At 72.5% G+C, this 18,469-nt stretch carries 17 protein-coding genes; 14 read left to right on the top strand and 3 right to left on the bottom strand.

Going from position 1 to position 18,469, the window contains the following annotated elements:
* Positions 1–8: 8 nt before the first annotated feature.
* On the bottom strand, positions 9–1,925 hold the full coding sequence (locus ACGFZS_RS03645) for a beta-glucoside-specific PTS transporter subunit IIABC (protein ID WP_393793741.1): 1,917 nt from the start codon (positions 1,923–1,925) through the stop codon (positions 9–11).
* A gap of 439 nt (positions 1,926–2,364) precedes the next feature.
* On the opposite strand from ACGFZS_RS03645, the gene ACGFZS_RS03640 reads away from it, so the two are divergent.
* The 4 genes from ACGFZS_RS03640 to ACGFZS_RS03625 are packed head-to-tail and all read left to right on the top strand — an operon-like array spanning position 2,365 to position 6,022.
* Positions 2,365–3,402 (top strand): Gfo/Idh/MocA family protein, encoded by a 1,038-nt coding sequence (locus ACGFZS_RS03640; RefSeq protein ID WP_393793740.1) that lies wholly within the window; start codon positions 2,365–2,367, stop codon positions 3,400–3,402.
* Positions 3,393–4,013 carry a histidine phosphatase family protein gene (locus tag ACGFZS_RS03635; RefSeq protein WP_393793739.1) on the top strand — a complete coding sequence of 207 codons (621 nt, stop codon included), beginning with the start codon at positions 3,393–3,395 and terminating at the stop codon, positions 4,011–4,013. Before ACGFZS_RS03640 ends, ACGFZS_RS03635 begins: the two co-directional genes overlap by 10 nt.
* A gap of 9 nt (positions 4,014–4,022) precedes the next feature.
* Positions 4,023–4,292, top strand: coding sequence for an HPr family phosphocarrier protein (locus tag ACGFZS_RS03630; RefSeq protein WP_365680149.1), 270 nt, complete (start codon positions 4,023–4,025; stop codon positions 4,290–4,292).
* On the top strand, positions 4,292–6,022 hold the full coding sequence (locus ACGFZS_RS03625) for a phosphoenolpyruvate--protein phosphotransferase (RefSeq protein ID WP_393793738.1): 1,731 nt from the start codon (positions 4,292–4,294) through the stop codon (positions 6,020–6,022). The genes ACGFZS_RS03630 and ACGFZS_RS03625 overlap by 1 nt, the downstream gene beginning before the upstream one ends.
* A gap of 321 nt (positions 6,023–6,343) precedes the next feature.
* Here the strand turns inward: ACGFZS_RS03625 and ACGFZS_RS03620 are convergent, their stop codons facing one another.
* A complete protein-coding gene (locus ACGFZS_RS03620; RefSeq protein WP_393793737.1) occupies positions 6,344–7,684 on the bottom strand; it encodes a DUF2252 domain-containing protein in 1,341 nt (446 codons plus the stop codon).
* Between the two features lie 168 nt (positions 7,685–7,852).
* Here ACGFZS_RS03620 and ACGFZS_RS03615 point away from each other — a divergent pair, with 168 nt between their 5' ends.
* On the top strand, positions 7,853–9,037 hold the full coding sequence (locus ACGFZS_RS03615) for a winged helix DNA-binding domain-containing protein (RefSeq protein ID WP_393793736.1): 1,185 nt from the start codon (positions 7,853–7,855) through the stop codon (positions 9,035–9,037).
* A 288-nt stretch (positions 9,038–9,325) separates the two neighbouring features.
* Here ACGFZS_RS03615 and ACGFZS_RS03610 read toward each other — a convergent pair whose 3' ends face one another.
* The gene (locus ACGFZS_RS03610) at positions 9,326–9,640 is read right to left on the bottom strand and encodes a hypothetical protein (protein ID WP_355729697.1); all 315 of its coding nucleotides are present in this window, start codon (positions 9,638–9,640) and stop codon (positions 9,326–9,328) included.
* Between the two features lie 231 nt (positions 9,641–9,871).
* Here ACGFZS_RS03610 and ACGFZS_RS03605 point away from each other — a divergent pair, with 231 nt between their 5' ends.
* The 9 genes from ACGFZS_RS03605 to ACGFZS_RS03565 all read left to right on the top strand — a co-directional run bounded on the left by ACGFZS_RS03605 (position 9,872) and on the right by ACGFZS_RS03565 (position 18,305).
* On the top strand, positions 9,872–10,240 hold the full coding sequence (locus tag ACGFZS_RS03605; RefSeq protein WP_393793735.1) for an arsenate reductase family protein: 369 nt from the start codon (positions 9,872–9,874) through the stop codon (positions 10,238–10,240).
* A 119-nt stretch (positions 10,241–10,359) separates the two neighbouring features.
* Positions 10,360–11,064 (top strand): hypothetical protein, encoded by a 705-nt coding sequence (locus ACGFZS_RS03600; RefSeq protein ID WP_393793734.1) that lies wholly within the window; start codon positions 10,360–10,362, stop codon positions 11,062–11,064.
* Between the two features lie 285 nt (positions 11,065–11,349).
* The gene (glnII, locus tag ACGFZS_RS03595; RefSeq protein ID WP_393793733.1) at positions 11,350–12,381 is read left to right on the top strand and encodes a glutamine synthetase; all 1,032 of its coding nucleotides are present in this window, start codon (positions 11,350–11,352) and stop codon (positions 12,379–12,381) included.
* Between the two features lie 188 nt (positions 12,382–12,569).
* Positions 12,570–12,692 carry a hypothetical protein gene (locus tag ACGFZS_RS03590; RefSeq protein WP_355729704.1) on the top strand — a complete coding sequence of 41 codons (123 nt, stop codon included), beginning with the start codon at positions 12,570–12,572 and terminating at the stop codon, positions 12,690–12,692.
* A 118-nt stretch (positions 12,693–12,810) separates the two neighbouring features.
* Positions 12,811–13,401: a winged helix-turn-helix domain-containing protein gene (locus ACGFZS_RS03585; protein WP_355729705.1), complete on the top strand. Its 591-nt coding sequence runs from the start codon at positions 12,811–12,813 to the stop codon at positions 13,399–13,401.
* A gap of 66 nt (positions 13,402–13,467) precedes the next feature.
* Positions 13,468–14,478, top strand: coding sequence for an NAD-dependent epimerase/dehydratase family protein (locus tag ACGFZS_RS03580; RefSeq protein ID WP_393793732.1), 1,011 nt, complete (start codon positions 13,468–13,470; stop codon positions 14,476–14,478).
* 174 nt (positions 14,479–14,652) lie between these two features.
* Positions 14,653–15,924, top strand: a complete 1,272-nt coding sequence (locus ACGFZS_RS03575) for a sensor histidine kinase (RefSeq protein ID WP_393793731.1) — start codon at positions 14,653–14,655, stop codon at positions 15,922–15,924.
* Positions 15,909–16,559 carry a response regulator transcription factor gene (locus ACGFZS_RS03570; protein WP_359225918.1) on the top strand — a complete coding sequence of 217 codons (651 nt, stop codon included), beginning with the start codon at positions 15,909–15,911 and terminating at the stop codon, positions 16,557–16,559. Before ACGFZS_RS03575 ends, ACGFZS_RS03570 begins: the two co-directional genes overlap by 16 nt.
* Before the next feature lie 174 nt (positions 16,560–16,733).
* Entirely contained in the window at positions 16,734–18,305 is a 1,572-nt protein-coding gene (locus tag ACGFZS_RS03565) for a DUF1996 domain-containing protein (protein ID WP_365680125.1), read from the top strand.
* The last annotated feature ends 164 nt before the right edge of the window (positions 18,306–18,469 follow it).

Raw genomic sequence — 18,469 nt, 5'->3', positions numbered from 1 at the left:
GGGGCTCCTCAGCCGATGAGGTCGAGTGCGGCGTGGCGGCGGGCCACGTCGCCGGTGGCGGTGGGGACGACGGCGCTGTGACCGCCGGGGTCGGTCACGATCAGCACGGTGATCGGGTCGTAGCCCGCGTCCGTGATCACCTGGAGGTCGACGTCGGCGAGCAGGTCGCCGGCGTTCAGGCGCTGCCCCTGGGTGACGGCGGGGGTGAAGCCCCGGCCCTGGAGTTCGACGGTGTTCAGGCCGATGTGGACGAGGACTTCCACCCCGGTGTCGGTACGGATGCCGAAGGCGTGCGGCATGGCGCTCACGAGGGTCCCGGAGACGGGGGCGTAGACCTTGCCCTCGCTGGGGACGACCGCGAGGCCCTGCCCCATCGCCCCGGAGGCGAACACCTGGTCGGGGACCTCGGCGAGCGGAACGACCCGGCCCGCGACCGGCGTCTGGAGCGTGGCGACCACGTCCTCGGCGGCCGTGCCGGTGGGGGCGGCTCCCGCGCCCTTCGCCGCCTCGTCGCCGGTGACCGTCCTCGCGTCCGCCACCGGCAGGTCCTTGAAGCCGAACACGAGCGTCAGGGCGAAGGCCACGGCCATGGCGACCGCGCAGCCGATCAGCTGGAGGGCGAAGTTGCCGAGGCCCAGAGTGGCGGTCACGGTGATGGCGCCGGGCACGACGAAACCGTCCACCGCCGAGCCGCCCGCCGCCGCGACGGCGCCGCCGATCGCGCCGCCGACGCAGGCGAAGACGAACGGACGCTTGAGCCGCAGGGTGACGCCGTAGATCGCCGGCTCGGTGATGCCCGCCAGGAAGGCGGAGACGGCGGCCGGACCGGCCACGCCCTTCAGATCGCGGTTACGGGTCCTGAGGAACACCGCGAAGGTCGCGGCCGACTGCGCCAGCACCGGGGCGAACAGCGCACCCGTCAGGTCGGAGTGGCCCGTGGTCGCGAGCTGCTGGGCCATGATCGGGACAAAGGCCCAGTGGACGCCGAAGAGGACGAAGACCTGCCAGAGACCGCCGAGCACACCGCCGGCCGCCCACGGGGCCAGGCCCCACAGCCGGTCGACGCCGGAGGCGAGGCCGTCGCCGACCCAGGTGGAGGCGGGGCCGATGGCGAGGTAGGAGACCGGGACGACCACGGCGAGCGTGACCAGCGGAGTGACGAAGTTGCGCAGCACGGCCGGTGCCACCCGTTCCACCAGGCGTTCCACCTGCGACTGGAAGTAGACGGCGAGGATGGTCGGGATGACGGCGGAGAGGTAGTTGACCATCACGACCGGGATGCCGAGGAAGGTCAGCTTTCCGCCGGCCGCGTCGAAGGCCTGGAGCGTCATCGCGACGCCCTTGGGGCCGGGGATGACGGCGATGGTCGCGGAGTAGATCAGGGCGCCGGCGACGGCGACCGCCGTGAACTGGTTGGCCTTGAACCGCTTGGCCGCGGTGACGGCCAGCAGGATCGGCAGGAACTGGAAGACCGCGTCGGCGGTCGCGAACCAGATCGCGTAGGTCGACGTGGCGCCGAAGCCGGGGCTGATCTTCACCGCGACCGCGAGGAACGCCTTGAGCAGGCCGACGGCGGCCAGGGTCCACAGGAAGGGGGTGAAGATGCTCGTGACGAGGTCGATCGTCCGCGCGAGCAGGTTTCCGGAGCCGCCGGCGCCGCCCCCGCCCCCGTCCACGCCCTGGGCGACGGCCTCCTCGTACACCTTGCTCACCGTGTTGCCGATGACGACCTGGAACTGGCCGCCCGCCTCGACGACGGTGATGACTCCCTTGGTCGCCTCCACGGCGGCCTTGTCGGCCTTGGACGGATCGACCAGAACGAAACGCAGCCGGGTCGCGCAGTGGGCGAGGGATCTGACGTTGTCCTTGCCTCCGACGCCCCTCAGGACGTCTTCGGCGATCGTTGCGTACTTGTCTGTTGCCACGGCTCCTCCTCGAAGCCCCGCTGTCTCCGGACCCGCGCACCGAAGTGCCGGGCAACAAAAAAACCCAAGCCGTGACCGTCTCCCCCGAAGGGGAAGGACAGATCTCAGCTTGGGTTTTGCCTGTGGTCCAGTAACAATCCCAGCTTTTCCAGGACACCTGGAGGTGTCTTGGGGCGAGACAGTAGACGGCATGTTTTATCGGTGTCCAGACTTCCGACGGACCCAATTGCGCGGCCGGGCCGGTTTCGGCTTCGTATACGACCCGGCGGTGGCCGCCGTTGACTCCCGGTGGAGCCGCGGCTACGGTTCGGGGCACGGATTGTGACCGGCGCCAGCCGGGCAAGACCTGGGACGAGTTGTCGTGAGGCACTCGCTCCCGGGTCTTTTTTTGTGCCTGCGTCCGGTCGCAGGGGCAATCGACGGCCAAGGGAGTGTGCGCTTGCGAACACATGACGTCCAGTGGGGGATCCTCGGGGCGGGCAAGATCGCCCGTGTCTTCGCGGCCGATCTCGCCGCCGCCGGCCTGCGCGTCGCGGCGGTCGGGGCACGCGACCCCGGCCGTGCGGCGCGGTTCGCGCGGGAGACCGGGATCGGCCGGTCCCACCGTTCCTACGAGGCCCTCGTCACGGATCCGGACGTGGACGCCGTGTACGTCGCCACTCCGCAGCCCTTCCACGCCGAGCACGCGCTCCTCGCGATCGAGGCGGGCCGGGCGGTGCTGGTGGAGAAGTCGTTCACGGCCGACGCTCCGGAGGCGGAGCGGCTCGTCGCCTCGGCGCGGAGCCGTTCGGTGTTCCTGATGGAGGCGATGTGGACCCGCTTCCTGCCGGCCTTCGCCGAACTCCGCGCCGAACTGGCCCGCGGCTCGGTCGGGGAGCTCAGGAGCCTCGTCACCCACCACTTCCAGAGGCTGGACGACTCACCGACCGGGCGGCACTACGACCCGGCGCTCGGCGGCGGCGCCGTCGCCGACCTCGGGGTGTACGGGATCTCGTGCGCCTTCCACCTCCTGGGCGCCCCGCACCGCATCACCGCCACGGGCTCCGCGACGACGGACGGCGTCGACACGAGCGCGTCGGTCCGGATGCGGCACGACGGCGGAACCTCCTCCACCACCCTCACCGGCATGGACACGCCCGGCCCGAACAGTGCCGCGGTGATCGGCACGGAGGGCTGGATCGAACTCCACCCGTACTGGTTCACCGGCACGGGCTTCACCCGGTACGACGCCGGGCGCCCCGGCAGAGTCCTGCGCCGCTACGACCCACCGCGGACAGCCGGCCGCGGCCTGCACTTCCAGGCTCTGGAGGTGGAACGGTGCCTGCGCGAGGGCGTGCCGGAGAGCCCGCTCGCGCCGCTCGACGAGAGCGTCGCCGTGATGCGGGCCCTGGACGAGATCCGCGCCGCCGTGCTCGGCGGCGCGGAACCGGTACCGGGGGCCGTCCCCGCGCGGCCGGCGGGACGGCGATGGGACTGAGACTGCACCTCGTCCGGCACGCGCGCACCGAGTACAACGCGGCGGGGCGGCTCCAGGGCTGGTGCGACTCGCCCCTGGTCCCCGACGGCCTGCCCCGGCTGCGCGCCACCGCCGAGCACCTGGCCGGCGTCCGGTTCACCGCGGCCTGGGCGAGCCCCTCCGGACGGACGACGGCCACCGCCCGGGAGATCCTGCGCCACCACGCAGGACTACGGCTGAGGACGGACGACGGACTGCGGGAGTACGCGTTCGGCGCACTGGACGGCCGCCCCGAGAGCGAACTCTTCGACCATGTCGAACCTCGCGAGTTCTTTGCGGATGTGATCAACGGAACGCATCCAGGACTTCCCGGCGGGGAACCGGCCGCGGAGTACCTCGCCCGGATCGCCGGCACCTTCGGACGGATCACGCGCGCCCACCCCGAAGGTGACGTCCTCGTCGTCAGTCACGGCATCACGCTCGTCACGTATCTGACACTCGCCGGAGCCTCCGGCGTCGTACCGCTCGGCAATTGCAGCGTTTCCGTCGTCGAGTTCGACGGGTTCCGCGCGCAGCCGGTCGACGTGGGTTTCGAACCCCCGTACTCCACCGCTGAGCCCTCTATTTCTTAGGAGCCGGAAATGCCGGAACGCCATGCCACCGTGCTGTGCTCGCAGGGGCTGCACGCCCGACCGGCCGCCACCTTCGCCCGCGCGGCGACCGGGAGCGGCTACCGGATCACCATCCGCAGGAGCGGCGGGGACCCCGTCTCGGTCAGCAGCACCCTGATGCTGATGAGCCTGGGCCTCAAGGAGGGGGAGGAGGTCGTCCTGGCCTCCGACGACGAGACGGCGGGACCCGCGCTCGACCGGCTCGCGGCCCTGCTCGCCACCGAACTCGACGGACAGTGATGACGACCGCCGACCAGCCCCGTACGACGTCCGGACTCGGCGTCGGCCGCTCGGCCGCGGTCGCCCCGCTCGCCGTGGTCCGGCCCGCGCCCTTGATCCCGCCGGACGCGCTGCGGCTGAGCGACCCCGCGGACGCCGGGCCCGCGCGGGAAACCGCCCTGCGGGCGCTGGCCGAGGTGGCCGACGAGTTCCTCCGGCGGGCCACCGGCGCGCCGGGCGCGCTCGGCGACGTGCTGCGCTCCACCTCCGGCATGGCGGCCGATCCGGATCTGGCCGACCGGATCAGTGCCCGGATCAGCCGGGGGGAGGGACCGGCCGCCGCCGTGGACGGCGCCGTCGGCGAGATCATCGCGCTGCTCTCGGCCGCCGGGGGCCTGTTCGCCGAGCGGTCGACCGACCTGAGGAGTGTGCGCGACCACGCGGTCGCCCGGATCCTCGGGCTGCCGGCTCCCGGCCTGCCCGAGTTGCGCGAGCCGTCCGTGGTCTGTGCCGTCGATCTCTCCCCCGCCGACACGGCCTCGCTCGACCTGACGAGAGTGGCCGCCCTGGTCACGGAGTCCGGCGGTCCCACGGGGCATACGGCCATCATCGCCCGGCAGCTCGGCATCCCGTGCGTCGTGCGGGCGGCCGGGGTGACGCTGATCCCCGAGGGGACCCTCGTCGCGGTCGACGCCGCGACCGGAACGGTCACGGCGGACCCGGACGACTCCCTGATCGGCTCCCTGCGCGCACGGGCGCGAACCGAGCGGGCGCTGGCCGAGGACACCGCACCCGGCGCGACCGCCGACGGCCGCCCGGTCGCCCTGCTCGCCAACGTCGGCACCGTCGAGGACATCGAACAGCTCGGCCCTTCGGCGGCCGAGGGGGTGGGGCTCTTCCGCACCGAGGTGCTCTTCCTGGACGCGGTACGGGCGCCGTCGCGCGACCGGCAGACCCCGGTGTACACGCGCGCCCTCGCGGCGGCCCGGGGTGCCGCGACGACGATACGCACCCTCGACGCCGGCGCGGACAAACCCCTCGCGTTCGCCCGCCAGGAACCCGAGGAGAACCCGGCGCTGGGTGTACGCGGCCATCGCCTCGTCCGCACGATGCCGGAACTGCTGGAGGAGCAGCTCGCCGCGCTCGGCGCGGCCACCCGCGCGCTGCCGTCGGCCGATCGCGGCCGGGTCCGGGTGATGGCTCCGATGGTCTCCACCGCGGAGGAGGCCCGTGTCTTCGCCCGGCTCGCGCGCGCCCACGGCGTCGAGACCGTCGGGGTGATGATCGAGGTCCCGGCGGCCGCGCTGCGGGCCGCGTCGTTCCTCGCCGAGGTCGACTTCGTCTCGGTCGGCACGAACGACCTCGCCCAGTACACGATGGCGGCCGACCGTCTCACCGGCGGCCTGCACGACCTGCTGGACCCGTGGCAGCCTGCCGTGCTCGACCTCGTGGCGATGGTCGCCCGCGCCGGGACCGCCGCGGACAAGCCGGTCGGGGTGTGCGGCGAGTCGGCCTCCGATCCCCTGATGGCGCTGGCCCTCACCGGCCTGGGTGTCACGAGCCTGTCGATGTCCGCGCCTGCGCTGCCCGCGGTGCGTCACGCCCTGCGCCGTCACTCCTTCGCCCGGTGCGCGCAGATCGCGGAAGCGGCCCTGTCCGCGCGGAGCGCCCCCGAGGCGCGCGCCGCCGCCCTCGCCCTCGCGGATCCGGACGTGATCGGCCTGCTCCGGCTCGATGACGCCGGTGCCTGAGGACCGGGCCCCGACCGCCCGGACACAGCGCGACGGTCCCGCGCAACGGCCGGTCCCGGCACGACGGTCCCGCGCAACGGCCGGTCCCGGCACGACGGTCCCGCGCAACGGCCGGTCCTGCCAGACCGTGCGGCCGTGTCGCGGGCGACGCCGCCGCACGGGGGGGCACGCCGCGCAGTCCGGCGCCATCGGTGAGCCGGCCTCCGCCGGCGCCCTTGCAGGCCCACGCTGTCGGTGCCGGAGACCTCACGCGGGCCTGCCGCTCGCGCGGTGTCCGGCATCTCGCCGGGATGGGCGGTGCCGCACGGCGGCGGGGCCTGTTCAGACCCCCCGCGCCGCCGACAGCATTCCCGCGGTGACGGCCGCGTCGAGGGTGGCGTGGTCGGTGGCGGTCTGGTCGGCGTAGGCGAGGGCGAAGTCGGTGACCGCGTGGTCGAAGGTGTCGGTGCCGCCCAGGTAGGCGGCGACGGCGATGCGGTCGCCGGAGCGGGCGTGGGCGCGGGCCAGCGTCGTACCGCACAGGGCGGCGTAGGCGCGCAGGCCCTTCGGGTCCATGGCGGCGACCTCCGCGGCGCCCTTCATGTCGCGCAACTGGCGCCAGTAGAAGGCGCGGCCCTGGGGGCCGGTCATCCAGCCGAGGAAGATGTCCGCGGCGGCCTGCAGCAGCCGCTGCCCGGCGACGACCCGATGGCCCGGATGAGCGTACGGTCCGCTCGGCAGATGCTGCTCCAGTACGGACGTCCGGGCCTCCTTGATCTGCAGGAAGAGCGGGTCGTCGGCGTCCCGGCCGGCCAGCAGGACGATGAAGCACCGGGTGCCGACGCTGCCGACACCGACGACCTTGCGGGCCGCGTCGACGAAGCGGTAGCGGTCCAGGAGGAGCCGGCGCTCCCCGGCGAGGGTGGAGCGGTAGTCGCTGAAGATCTTGCGCAGCGAGGCCATGTCGGACGCGCCGGCGGGTTCGAGCAGCGGCGGGTCCTGGATGATGCGGCGCCGGCCGCCGACCACCTCGGTGAGCGTGCCGAGCGCGTGCAGGCTGGTGCGGCGCCGGGCCCGGGTGAGGCTGTCCTCGATCCGGCACCGGCGGCGCGCGGAGCGGACCAGGGGCAGCAGTCCGTCGGCGTCGATCCGCTCGTACCAGACGGCCAGCTCGCCGAGGCCCGCCAGCCGCCGCATCGCGGTCCGGTACCCGGCCACCGCCGCCCGGCTCGCGGACCGGGCCTGCGGATCGCTGTGCCCGTTCTCGCGGGCGGCGACGGCGACGGAGACGGCGAGCCGTTTCACGTCCCACTCGAAGGGGCCGGGGAACGTCTCGTCGAAGTCGTTGAGATCGAAGACCAGGGCCCGTTCCGGGGAGGCGTACAGCCCGAAGTTCAGCAGATGCGCGTCGCCGCACAACTGCACGGCGAGTCCGGAGTTCGGCTGGGCGGCGAGGTCCGCCGCCATCACGGCGGCCGCGCCGCGCAGGAACGCGAACGGCGAGGCCGCCATCCTCCCGTACCGGATGGGCAGCAGCTCGGGCACCCGGTCGCGGCCCTGCCGTTCCAGGACGGTGACGGGGTCGGGCCGGTCGACGGACGGCAGCCAGAAGGCGTGCGTGGAGCGGGGGGCGCGTTTCCGGGCGGCCCTGCCGCGGGCGGCCCGGTCGGCGGGTGTGGTCACGCTGCGCTCCCCTCGGTCGACTGCTCCCTCCGTCACCTGCTGATCGCAGTGAACGGGAGAGACGGGGGCGTCCGCATGTCGAGTCCGGCGAACAGGTGACTGTCAGAGGCGTCGGGCAGGATGCGGTACGGGAGTCCACGGGGGTCTCGCGGGGGTCTGGAGGTCGGTATGGGCGGCGCGGAGCGGCACATCGGGGTGGCGGAGCGGCGGGCCCGGCTGGCGGTGCGCCACCGGCTGGCGGGTCCGGCGCGGGCGGCGGGTCCGGAGGAGGTCGCGGACTCGCTGGTCGCCCTGCACGGCTCGGACCCGGCGACGGTGCACCTGGCGGTGGGGGCGCGGCTGGCCGACCCGGCGAAGACCGTGCCGGAGACGGAGCGCGCGCTGTACACGGACCGCACGCTGGTGCGGATGCACGGCATGCGGCACACGGTGTTCGTGTTCCCGGCGGACCTCACCGCGGTCGTGCACGCCTCGACGGGCCTGACCGTGGCCGCCCGGGAGCGGGCCGCCCTGCTGAAGGACATGGCCACGGCCGGTGCCCCGGACGCGGCCTGGCTGGCGGAGGTCGAGACGTCGGCGCTGGCCGCGCTGGCCCGGCGCGGCCAGGCGACGGCGGCGGAGCTGGCCGCGGACGAACCGCGCCTGCGCGAGCAGTTCGCCTACGCGGCGGGCCGGAGCTACGAGGGGGTGCACACCGTCTCGACCCGCCTGCTGCGGGTCCTGGGCGTCGAGGGCAAGGTGGTGCGGGGCCGGCCGCTGGGCTCGTGGACGTCGAGCCAGTTCCGCTGGGCGGTGGCGCCGGAGCATCCGGAGACGGACCCGGCCGAGGCCCGGGCCGTCCTGCTGAACCGCTGGCTGGCCAGCTGCGGCCCGGCCACGGAGGCGGACCTCCAGTGGTGGACGGGGTGGCGGGTGACCGAGGTCCGCCGGACCCTGGCGGCCGTCGGCGCCCGGCCGGTGTCCCTGGACGACGGCACCACCGGCTACGTCGCCGCCGACGACCTCGCGCCGGTCGTCGCCCCGCCGGAACCCTGGGCCGCCCTCCTGCCCGGCCTCGACCCGACGGCGATGGCCTGGCGGCAACGCGACTGGTACCTGGCGCCGGAACTGCGCCCACCGCTCTTCGACCGCAGCGGCAACGTGGGGCCGACGGTGTGGTGGAACGGGCGCGTCGTCGGCGGGTGGGCCCAGCGGACCGACGGGGAGATCGTCTGGCGGTTCCTCGATCCCGGCGTACGCCGGGACGCCGAGGAGGCGGTCGCGGACGCGGCGGCACGGTTGCGCGGCTGGCTGGGAACCACAAAGGTCACACCACGGTTCCGAACGCCACTGGAACGGGAGTTGAGCGGCTGAGCATGGCGGGGGGGGCGGCTGAGCACGGCGGGGCGCGGCTGAGCACGGCGGGGCGCGGGTGGGACCGGCGGGGCGCGGGCGAGCCCGGCAGGGCGCGGGCGAGCCCGGCAGGGCGCGGGCGAGCCCGGCAGGGACCCCAGGTGGGCCGACAGGGACTCGGCTGAACCCCGCAAGGGCGCGGGCGAGCCCGGCAGGGACGCCGGGTGGGCCGGCAGGGACTCGGCTGAGCCCCGCAAGGGTGCCGGACGCCGGGTGCCGTGCGAGTGTGCGGCACCCGGCGTCTGCGGTTCAGCGGGAGTAGCGCATCAGGGCCCGCACCATGTGGCACGTCGTGTCCGACGGCGGGTGGATGCCGATGTCCTGCGCGGTGCTCCGTATCGTCTCGTTGCGCGCCTGGTTGGGCAGGTAGACGCCGGAGTCGAGCAGGGCGATGGCGAGGCGCATGGCCTTGAGGCGGCGGTTGTGCGTGACATACCACTCGCGTGGCCGCCCGGCCGGCAGCGGGCGCTTCTCCGCCGGCGCGTAGGGCGAGTCGAGCAGGACGGCGCGCTTGGCGGTGGACTGGGTCGGCAACGGCTTCGGCTTCAGTGCGGCAGCGGGCACGGGCATCCTCCTGTCGCGGACGGAGAGCCTCCGGACGCCCCGGCGACTCTCTCGAACACTGCTTCCAGTGTACCGGCCACCACTGACAACGAGACAGCCCGCGAGACACTGAACAGCCCAGGTGGGAAAGGGTATTTCGACTGGGGCGGGATGGACTCGGGGAAACTCCCACGACACTCCCCCAAATCGAACAGAGCGGCTTCGGACAGCGGCTCGCGTACCGTCGTGCGCATGGAGATCTGGATCAATCCCGCCTGCTCGAAGTGCCGTAGCGCGATCGGCCTGCTGGACGCCGAGGGGGCCGACTACACCGTCCGCCGCTATCTGGAGGACGTGCCGGGCGAGGACGAGATCAGGGCCGTACTCGAACGGCTCGGGCTGGAGCCGTGGGACATCACCCGCACCCAGGAGGCGGTGGCGAAGGAGCTGGGGGTGAAGGAGTGGGCGCGGGACGCGGCATCGCGGGACCGGTGGATCGCGGCCCTCGCCGAGCACCCGCGGCTCATCCAGCGGCCGATCATCACCGCCGACGACGGGACGGCGCTCGTCGCCCGCACCGACGACGCCGTACGGGAAGCGCTGGCCAGGAAACAGAGCTGAACAATCCTCAACACAGGTGTGACACAGGTTACTTCGGCAACTCCGGTAACCGCTGAGTAACGCCGTTCGATATCTCGTACCTACCGACGTACGCTCCCCCACTTCCTCAGGAGGCGCGCATGTCGCGTAGGAGAACACTCAGCGCAAAGAAGAAGGTCGCACTGCTGGTCAGCGCCGCCGCGGTGGCGGGCGGCGGGGCCTTCGCCCTGGCGTCCACCTCGAACGCCGCGCAGACCCCGCAGAACGCCAGGACACTGTCGTCGGCCGCGGACTCGACCGTCTGCTCGGGGCTGGCCACGGCCCTCGGCAACAACGAGAAGTTCATCGCCGGGCAACAGGCGAACCCGGACGCCCAGTCGGCGGCCCGGATCGCCAACCGGCAGGCGGTCATCGACCAGATCAAGGTCCAGCAGAAGGCGTCCGGTTGCGTCGTTGGGGAGTCGGCTCAGGGCTCCCAGGCGGCGAACGGGACGCAGACGGGCCAGACCGGTCAGACCGGGCAGCAGGCGGCCACGCCGGCGCCCTCGAAGAGCGCGGCCACCGGTAACACGGGCAACACCGGGGGTGCCGCCGCCGGTCAGCAGGTCTGCAAGGGCTCGACCGTCACGCTCTCCGGCGAGGCCGGCGCCCCGGCCGCCTCCAGCAACCAGTTCCCGGCGGGAACCACGCTGAAGGTCACCAACCTGGACAACAACAAGTCCACGACGGTGAAGGTCACCTCGGTCTCCGGCAGCTGCGTCCTGCTCAACAACGCGGCCTTCGAACAGGTCCGGGAACCCGGCAAGTTCCTGATCCGCCGCGCCGTGATCGAGAAGGTCGGCTGACCCGAACCACACGCCGAGGCACGGTCGCCGGCTTTCACGGAGGGAAAGCCGGCGACCGCCGCGCTCGGACGCGGGACGGCGTCCGAAATGGGCTCCGTACCCCGCCCGTACCGGCCCCACAACGTGAGTCGTGCCACAGAACCGCCAGGTAACACGGGGTTCACATTCGAGCAATGATCGGGAAATCGCCTGTTGACAGGCTCGCGCACATCAACGCTGGCGCCCCAGTGCCGTAGCGCCGCAGCACCCGCATGTGCGCCCGACCCACCCCGAAGGATGTGGCCCGTGACCTTCAAGGCTGAGTACATCTGGATCGACGGCACCGAGCCGACGGCCAAGCTGCGTTCGAAGACGAAGATCATCGCGGGTGCTCCCGCCGGTCTCGACACGCTGCCGATCTGGGGCTTCGACGGGTCGTCCACGAACCAGGCCGAGGGGCACTCCTCGGACCGTGTGCTGAAGCCGGTCTTCACCTGCCCGGACCCGATCCGCGGCGGTGACGACATCCTCGTCCTGTGCGAGGTCCTGGACATCGACATGACCCCGCACTCCTCCAACACGCGTGCCGCGCTGACCGAGGTCGCGGAGAAGTTCGCCGCGCAGGAGCCGATCTTCGGCATCGAGCAGGAGTACACCTTCTTCGACGGCTCCCGCCCGCTGGGCTTCCCCGAGGGCGGCTTCCCGGCCCCCCAGGGCGGCTACTACTGCGGCGTCGGCGCCGACGAGATCTTCGGCCGCGAGATCGTCGAGGCGCACCTGGACAACTGCCTGAAGGCGGGCCTCGCGATCTCCGGCATCAACGCCGAGGTCATGCCCGGCCAGTGGGAGTTCCAGGTCGGCCCGGTCTCCCCGCTGGACGTCTCCGACCACCTGTGGGTGGCCCGCTGGCTGCTCTACCGCACCGCCGAGGACTTCGGCGTCTCCGCCACCCTCGACCCCAAGCCGGTCAAGGGCGACTGGAACGGCGCCGGCGCGCACACCAACTTCTCCACCAAGGCGATGCGCGAGGGCTACGACGCGATCATCACCGCGTGCGAGTCGCTCGGTGAGGGCTCCAAGCCGCTGGACCACGTCAAGAACTACGGCGCCGGCATCGACGACCGCCTGACCGGTCTGCACGAGACCGCCCCGTGGAACGAGTACTCCTACGGCGTGTCCAACCGCGGTGCCTCGGTGCGTATCCCGTGGCAGGTCGAGAAGGACGGCAAGGGCTACATCGAGGACCGCCGCCCGAACGCCAACGTCGACCCGTACGTCGTGACGCGGCTGATCGTCGACACCTGCTGCTCCGCCCTGGAGAAGGCCGACCAGGTCTGATCCGCGGACAGTTCGTCAGAAGGGGCGCCCACCGCGTGCGGTGGGCGCCCCTTCCGCATGCCCGTGAGCACGTCCGCACCGCCGCCGGTCCGTCCGGCCGGGCAAGCGGCGTCAACATCTCGCCAAGGAGGCGTCCAAGCAGTGAGAGGAGGGTCCTGTTTCGGGGCTGTGTCTGCTTCAATGGGCCCATGGCCAGCTTCCAGAAGGACACCGCGACGGGTCGCCATGACCTGGAGCCGTTCTGGCCTTCCCGTCAGCACCACGACTTCGACCGGGTGTGTTGCCGCGCGATGAACGCGCGGGCCCTCTAAAGCCGTACACCCCGGCCTTCGGCCAGCGCGGAACGCAGTACGTCCCCGGCGCGCCCGACCACGAATCGCGGCCGTCGTCCCGACCGACGAACTCCTCGCGCGAAAGAGCTGACGTCTCATGGCGACCACTCGTTCTCTCTCCCCCGCTCCCGCCCTCGCCTCCTCACCGGCCCGGCACCGGCTGCGTGCCGTCGACCGGGACGAGGTCGTGGACATGACGGACCTGCTGCCGCCGGGCGCCACCTGGCTGCCCGCCCCGCAGCACACCCTGCCCACCCTGCCGGGCCAGCCGCCGATGATCGGCTACCTGGTGCTGGTCCCGGCGGACCAGCAGCCGCCGTTCCTGCCGGTCGCCGTCCCGGACCGCCCGGAGCCGGCCGCCGCGCCGGACCCGGCGGCCGGGCAGGGCGGCCCGCGGCCGCTCGTCACCGTCGACACCGCGCAGCGCACCGCCCAGGTCGACGGGCGCGAACTCGACCTCACCTACCTGGAGTTCGAGCTCCTCGCCCATCTGGTGACGCACCCGAACCGGGTGCACACCCGCGACCAGCTGGTCACCACGGTCTGGGGCTACGGCCATGTCGGCGACGGCCGCACGGTCGACGTCCATGTCGCCCGGCTGCGCCGCAAGCTGGGCGCGGAGCACCGCAAGGCGATCCAGACGGTGCGCCGGGTCGGCTACAAGTACACCCCGCCGACCGGCCGCTGAGGAACCCGCTCTGCCCTCGGCAGAGTCCCGTTCCCCCGGGCGCCGCGGCCGGGCACGATCACCGGCATGAGACTTCTTGTGCTGGGCGGTACGGAGTTCGTGGGACGGTCGGTCGTCGAGGCGGCGCTCGGGCGCGGCTGGGAGGTGACCGTCCTCAACCGGGGACGCAACCGGCCCACGCCCGGGGTGCGGTCGCTGCACGGCGACCGCACCGCGCCCGGGGGCCTCGCCGCCCTCGACGACGGCACCGAGTGGGACGCGGTCGTGGACACCTGGTCGGCCGCGCCCCGGGCGGTACGGGAGGCGGCACGGCTGCTGCGGGGCCGCGCCGGACGGTACGCGTACGTGTCGAGCCTCTCGGTGTACGCGTGGCCGCGCCCGGCCGGTTACACCGAGGAGGCGACCCTGGTGACGGGGGCCGCGGCGGACGCGGAGCGGACCGAGTACCCCCAGGACAAGCGGGGCGGTGAGCTGGCCGCCGTCGAGTCCTTCGGTCCGGACGGCTCGGTCCTCGTACGCGCCGGGCTGATCCTCGGGCCGTACGAGAACGTCGGCCGGCTGCCGTGGTGGCTGAACCGGATCGCTCGCGGGGGCCCGGTGCTGGCGCCGGGCCCCCGCGAGCTGCCCGTCCAGTTCGTGGACGCCCGCGACCTCGCCGAGTGGACCCTCGGCGCGGTGGAGCGGGGCCTGTCCGGGCCGTACAACCTGATCGGCCCGCGCGGCATCACCACGATGGGCGGACTCCTTGAGGCCTGCCGGCGGGTCACCGGCTCGGACGCCGAGCTGCGCTGGACGGACCCGGAGCCGATCCTCGCGGCCGGTATCGAGCCGTGGACCCAGCTGCCGGTGTGGGTGCCGCAGGGCAGCGAGTCGTACGACGGTGTGCACCGCGCGGACGTGTCGCGGGCGCTGGCCTCGGGGCTGGTGTGCCGGCCGGCGGAGGAGACGGTGGCCGACACGTGGCGCTGGCTGCGGGAGGTCGGGGGTGCGGGGCCGGTGCGGGCGGATCGTACGGCGCCGGGGCTGGACCCGGAGGTCGAGGCGCGGGTGTTGGGGGTTTCGAGGGGTGGGTTGTGATGAGTGTGCGGGCCGGTGGGGGCTGGTCGCGCCCACGCGGCGGAGCCGCATGTCTGGCACGGCCCCGCGCCCCTTCGGGGGCGCTTCACGTCCCCGGGGTGTACCTGGCACCACCCCCTGACATGGGGCTTCGGGCCAGTGACCGCCGCCGGGACGGTCGGACAGACTGGCGCCATGACGACGAACAAGAACGGTGGCGGCTTTCGCGTGCGAGCGCGGGAGGTGTTGCCGGCCGCCGTGCGGGGGCTGGTGCTGGCGCTGGTGGTCCTGCCGGTCTCGGTGCTCTGTTTCACGCTGACCGCCGTCTCCCTCGCGCTGATCCCGATCGGCGTCGGGGTGGTCACCACGCCGTGGGTCCTGGGCGGGGTGCGGGACGTGGCGGACGTGCGGCGGCGGCTCGCGTACGAGTGGTGCGGGGTGCGGATCCGGTCGGGGTACCGGGCGGTCCCGGAGGGCGCCAACCCGTGGACCAGGACGCTGGTGATGATCCAGGACCGGCAGGTCTGGCGGGATCTGCTGTGGCTGCCGGTGGACATGACGGCCGGGTTCATGACCGCGCTGCTGCCGGCGGTGCTGCTGGTCTACCCGGTCGAGGGGTTCGCGTTGGCGGCCGGGCTGTGGCGGGTGCTCGCGGACGGGGAGACGTACTGGTACGGGTTCGTGCCGGTCAGTGACCAGCCGACCGCGCTGGCCGCCGCCGCGCTCGGCGCCGTCGTCCTGGTCGTCGCCTTCCGTTACGTCCCGGCCCTCCTCACCGCCCACTTCCGGCTCACCGCCGCCGTCCTCGACCCGGGCAAGGGCGAACTCGTGGAGCGGGTACGGGTGCTGACCGAGACCCGCAAGGACGCCGTGGACACCTCGGCGGCCGAGCTGCGCCGGATCGAGCGGGACCTGCACGACGGGGCGCAGGCGCGGCTGGTGGCTATGGGCATGGATCTCGGGACCGTCGAGATGCTCATGGACCGGGATCCGGAGCAGGCCAAGCGGCTTCTCGCCCAGACCCGGCAGGCGTCCGTGGAGGCCCTGGGCGAGCTGCGGGACCTGGTCCGGGGGATCCATCCGCCGGTGCTGGCCGAGCGCGGGCTGGGTGACGCCGTACGGGCGCTGGCGCTGCGGCTGCCGGTGCCGACGGAGGTGACGGTGGAGCTGCCGGGCCGGGCGGACGCGCCGGTGGAGTCGGCCGCGTACTTCGCGGTGAGCGAGGTGCTCACCAACGCGGTGAAGCACTCCGGCGCCGACCGGATCTGGGTGGATCTGCACCACAGTGACGGCATGCTGCGTGCGACGGTCACCGACCACGGCCGGGGCGGCGCGGTGATCGGCGCCGGGTCGGGGCTCGCGGGGGTCGAGCGGCGGCTGGGTACATTCGACGGCGTCCTGGCCGTCAGCAGCCCCGCGGGCGGTCCCACCATGGTCACCATGGAGATCCCGTGCGTGTTGTCCTAGCCGAAGACCTGTTCCTTCTCCGGGATGGGCTGGTCCGGCTGCTTGAGGCCTACGGCTTCGAGATCGCCGCCGCCGTCGAGTCCGGCCCCGAACTCACCCGGGCGCTGGCCGAGCTGGAGCCGGACGTGGCCGTGGTGGACGTACGGCTGCCGCCGACGCACACCGACGAGGGGCTGCAGTGCGCGCTCAGGGCGCGGCGGGACCGGCCGGGGCTGCCGGTGCTGGTGCTCTCCCAGCACGTGGAGCAGCTGTACGCGCGGGAGCTGCTGGCCGACGGCAGTGGCGGGGTCGGTTATCTGCTGAAGGACCGGGTGTTCGACGCGGAGCAGTTCGTGGACGCGGTACGGCGGGTCGCGGCCGGCGGTACGGCCATGGACCCGCAGGTGATCCAGCAGCTGCTGTCCCGGCGGGCGGACGACCGGCCGCTCGGCGGCCTGACGGCGCGCGAGCTGGAGGTCATGGAGCTGATGGCGCAGGGCCGTTCGAACGCGGCGATCGCCGCGCAGCTCGTGGTCACGGAACGGGCCATCGCCAAGCACACCTCCAACATCTTCACCAAACTCGGACTTGAGGTGTCGGACGACGACAATCGGCGCGTCCTGGCAGTGCTGGCCTACCTGGACCGCGATCGCTGATTTTCCCGGAACTTCCGCAGCTCAAACGGCAGTTGTGCCGCAAGTGCGTAACAAAACTCTGATGAATTTGTGAGGCGGCTGAACACCTCTGAGATGAGGTGCGTATGAGAAGGCGCCGCTTCACTCCTGTCGGGCGCCTCGATGCCGCCCCGCAAGGAAGGTCTGAGGAGTTCCATGGGACGCAACATACGCAAACGCCGTTCGCCGCTGGCCGTCAAGGCCATTGCCGCATCGGCGGCCATAGCGCTTGGCGGGGGCGGGCTGCTCTGGGCACAGATGAACGCTTCGGCTCACGAGTCGAACAACTCTGCCCAGAACTACACCAAAGCCGCTGCCGCCACGGTCGCGACCATCGCCTGCCCGGACGTCGGCCAGAAGCTGACGAGCGTGCCGGCCAAGGCCAAGCAGGGGGTGGCGACGGAGCTGGCCAACCTCGACAAGCAGATCACCGAGGCCTACTCCCGGCTCGCCTCCACGCGCCAGGCGCAGGCGAACGACGCCAACTTCGTGCAGAACGCGATCGTCGGCCCCCTGAAGGAGAAGCGGGCGGCCACGATCGACCGGATCCGGCTCGACATCACGCGGGTCGGCGGGCAGTTCAACAGCTCGCTGGCGCAGCTCGCGGCCTGCACCACGCAGACCGCGAACCAGACCACCGCCGGCGGTGGCCGGGGCAACAACGGTGGCCGCGGGAACAACAACAACGGCCAGAACAACAACGGCGGCCAGAACAACGGCGGTCAGAACAACGGCGGCGGCCAGGCCACCGCCGCCCCGAGCGCCAGCGCGAGCACCCCGGTCGACGTGGGCATCGGTGGACAGGCCGGCAACGGCCCGACCGCCGCGGACTTCGTGGACATCACGAAGGTCGCCGCGAACGTCCAGGGCAAGCCGCAGAACGGCCAGCAGGCGTCGACCGGTTCCTTCACCACCAAGTGCGGTGTGAACGCGAACAAGAACCACAACACCGACAACGTGATCGTGGCGCCCGGCGTGACCAACGGCGCGCACCACCTGCACGACTACGTCGGCAACCAGAAGGTCGACGCGTTCGCGACCAACGACACGCTGATCGCGGACCAGACCAGCTGCCAGAACCAGAGCGACCTGTCGGCGTACTACTGGCCGGTCGTCCGTGAGCAGGACGGTTCGCAGGACTTCGACCAGAACGCGGCCGGCGGTGGCACCGAGGGCAACGTCGGCAAGATCCTGACCCCGGTCCAGGCGCAGATCAAGTACGTCGGCTCCCCGGCCAGCAAGGTCACCGCGATGCCGCAGTTCCTGCGCATCATCACCGGTGACGCCAAGACCACGACCAACGGTCTGGCCAACGCCAACGCGCACTGGAGCTGCACCGGCTTCGAGAACAAGGTCCAGCTGACCGAGCAGTACCCGATCTGCCCGCAGGGCAGCCAGGTGGTCCGCACCTTCGCCTTCCAGAGCTGCTGGGACGGCACGAACATCGACAGCGCCAACCACCGCACGCACGTCGCGTTCGCGGACCCGGCGAGCGGTGTCTGCGGGAACGGCTTCAAGGCGATCCCCCAGCTGACGATGCGTCTGGTCTACAACGTCACGCCCCCGAGCATCGTCAACGGCCAGGTGAAGAACGCCTACGCGGTGGACGGCTTCCCGGAGCAGCTGCACAAGTCGGCGACCGACCACGACGACTTCATCGCGGTCTTCAAGAACAACCTGGCGACCACCATCGCCAACTGCATCAACTCCGGCAAGAAGTGCCAGTAGTCGGAGCACCGGCTGACCGGTAGCCGGTAGCACGAAGAAGCGGGGGGGGGGGGGGGGGGGCCCCCCCCCGCCCGGGGGGGGGGGGGGGGGGGGGGGGGGGGGGGGGGGGGGGGGGGGGGGGGGGGGGGGGACCCCGCCCCCCCCCCCCGGGGGGGCGGCCCGGG

This window comes from Streptomyces sp. NPDC048288 (assembly GCF_043201555.1).
In the GTDB taxonomy this organism is placed as follows: Bacteria; Actinomycetota; Actinomycetes; order Streptomycetales; family Streptomycetaceae; genus Streptomyces.
The sequence above is the reverse complement of the archived record's forward strand: the minus strand, read 5'-3'. Positions and strand labels throughout refer to the sequence as shown.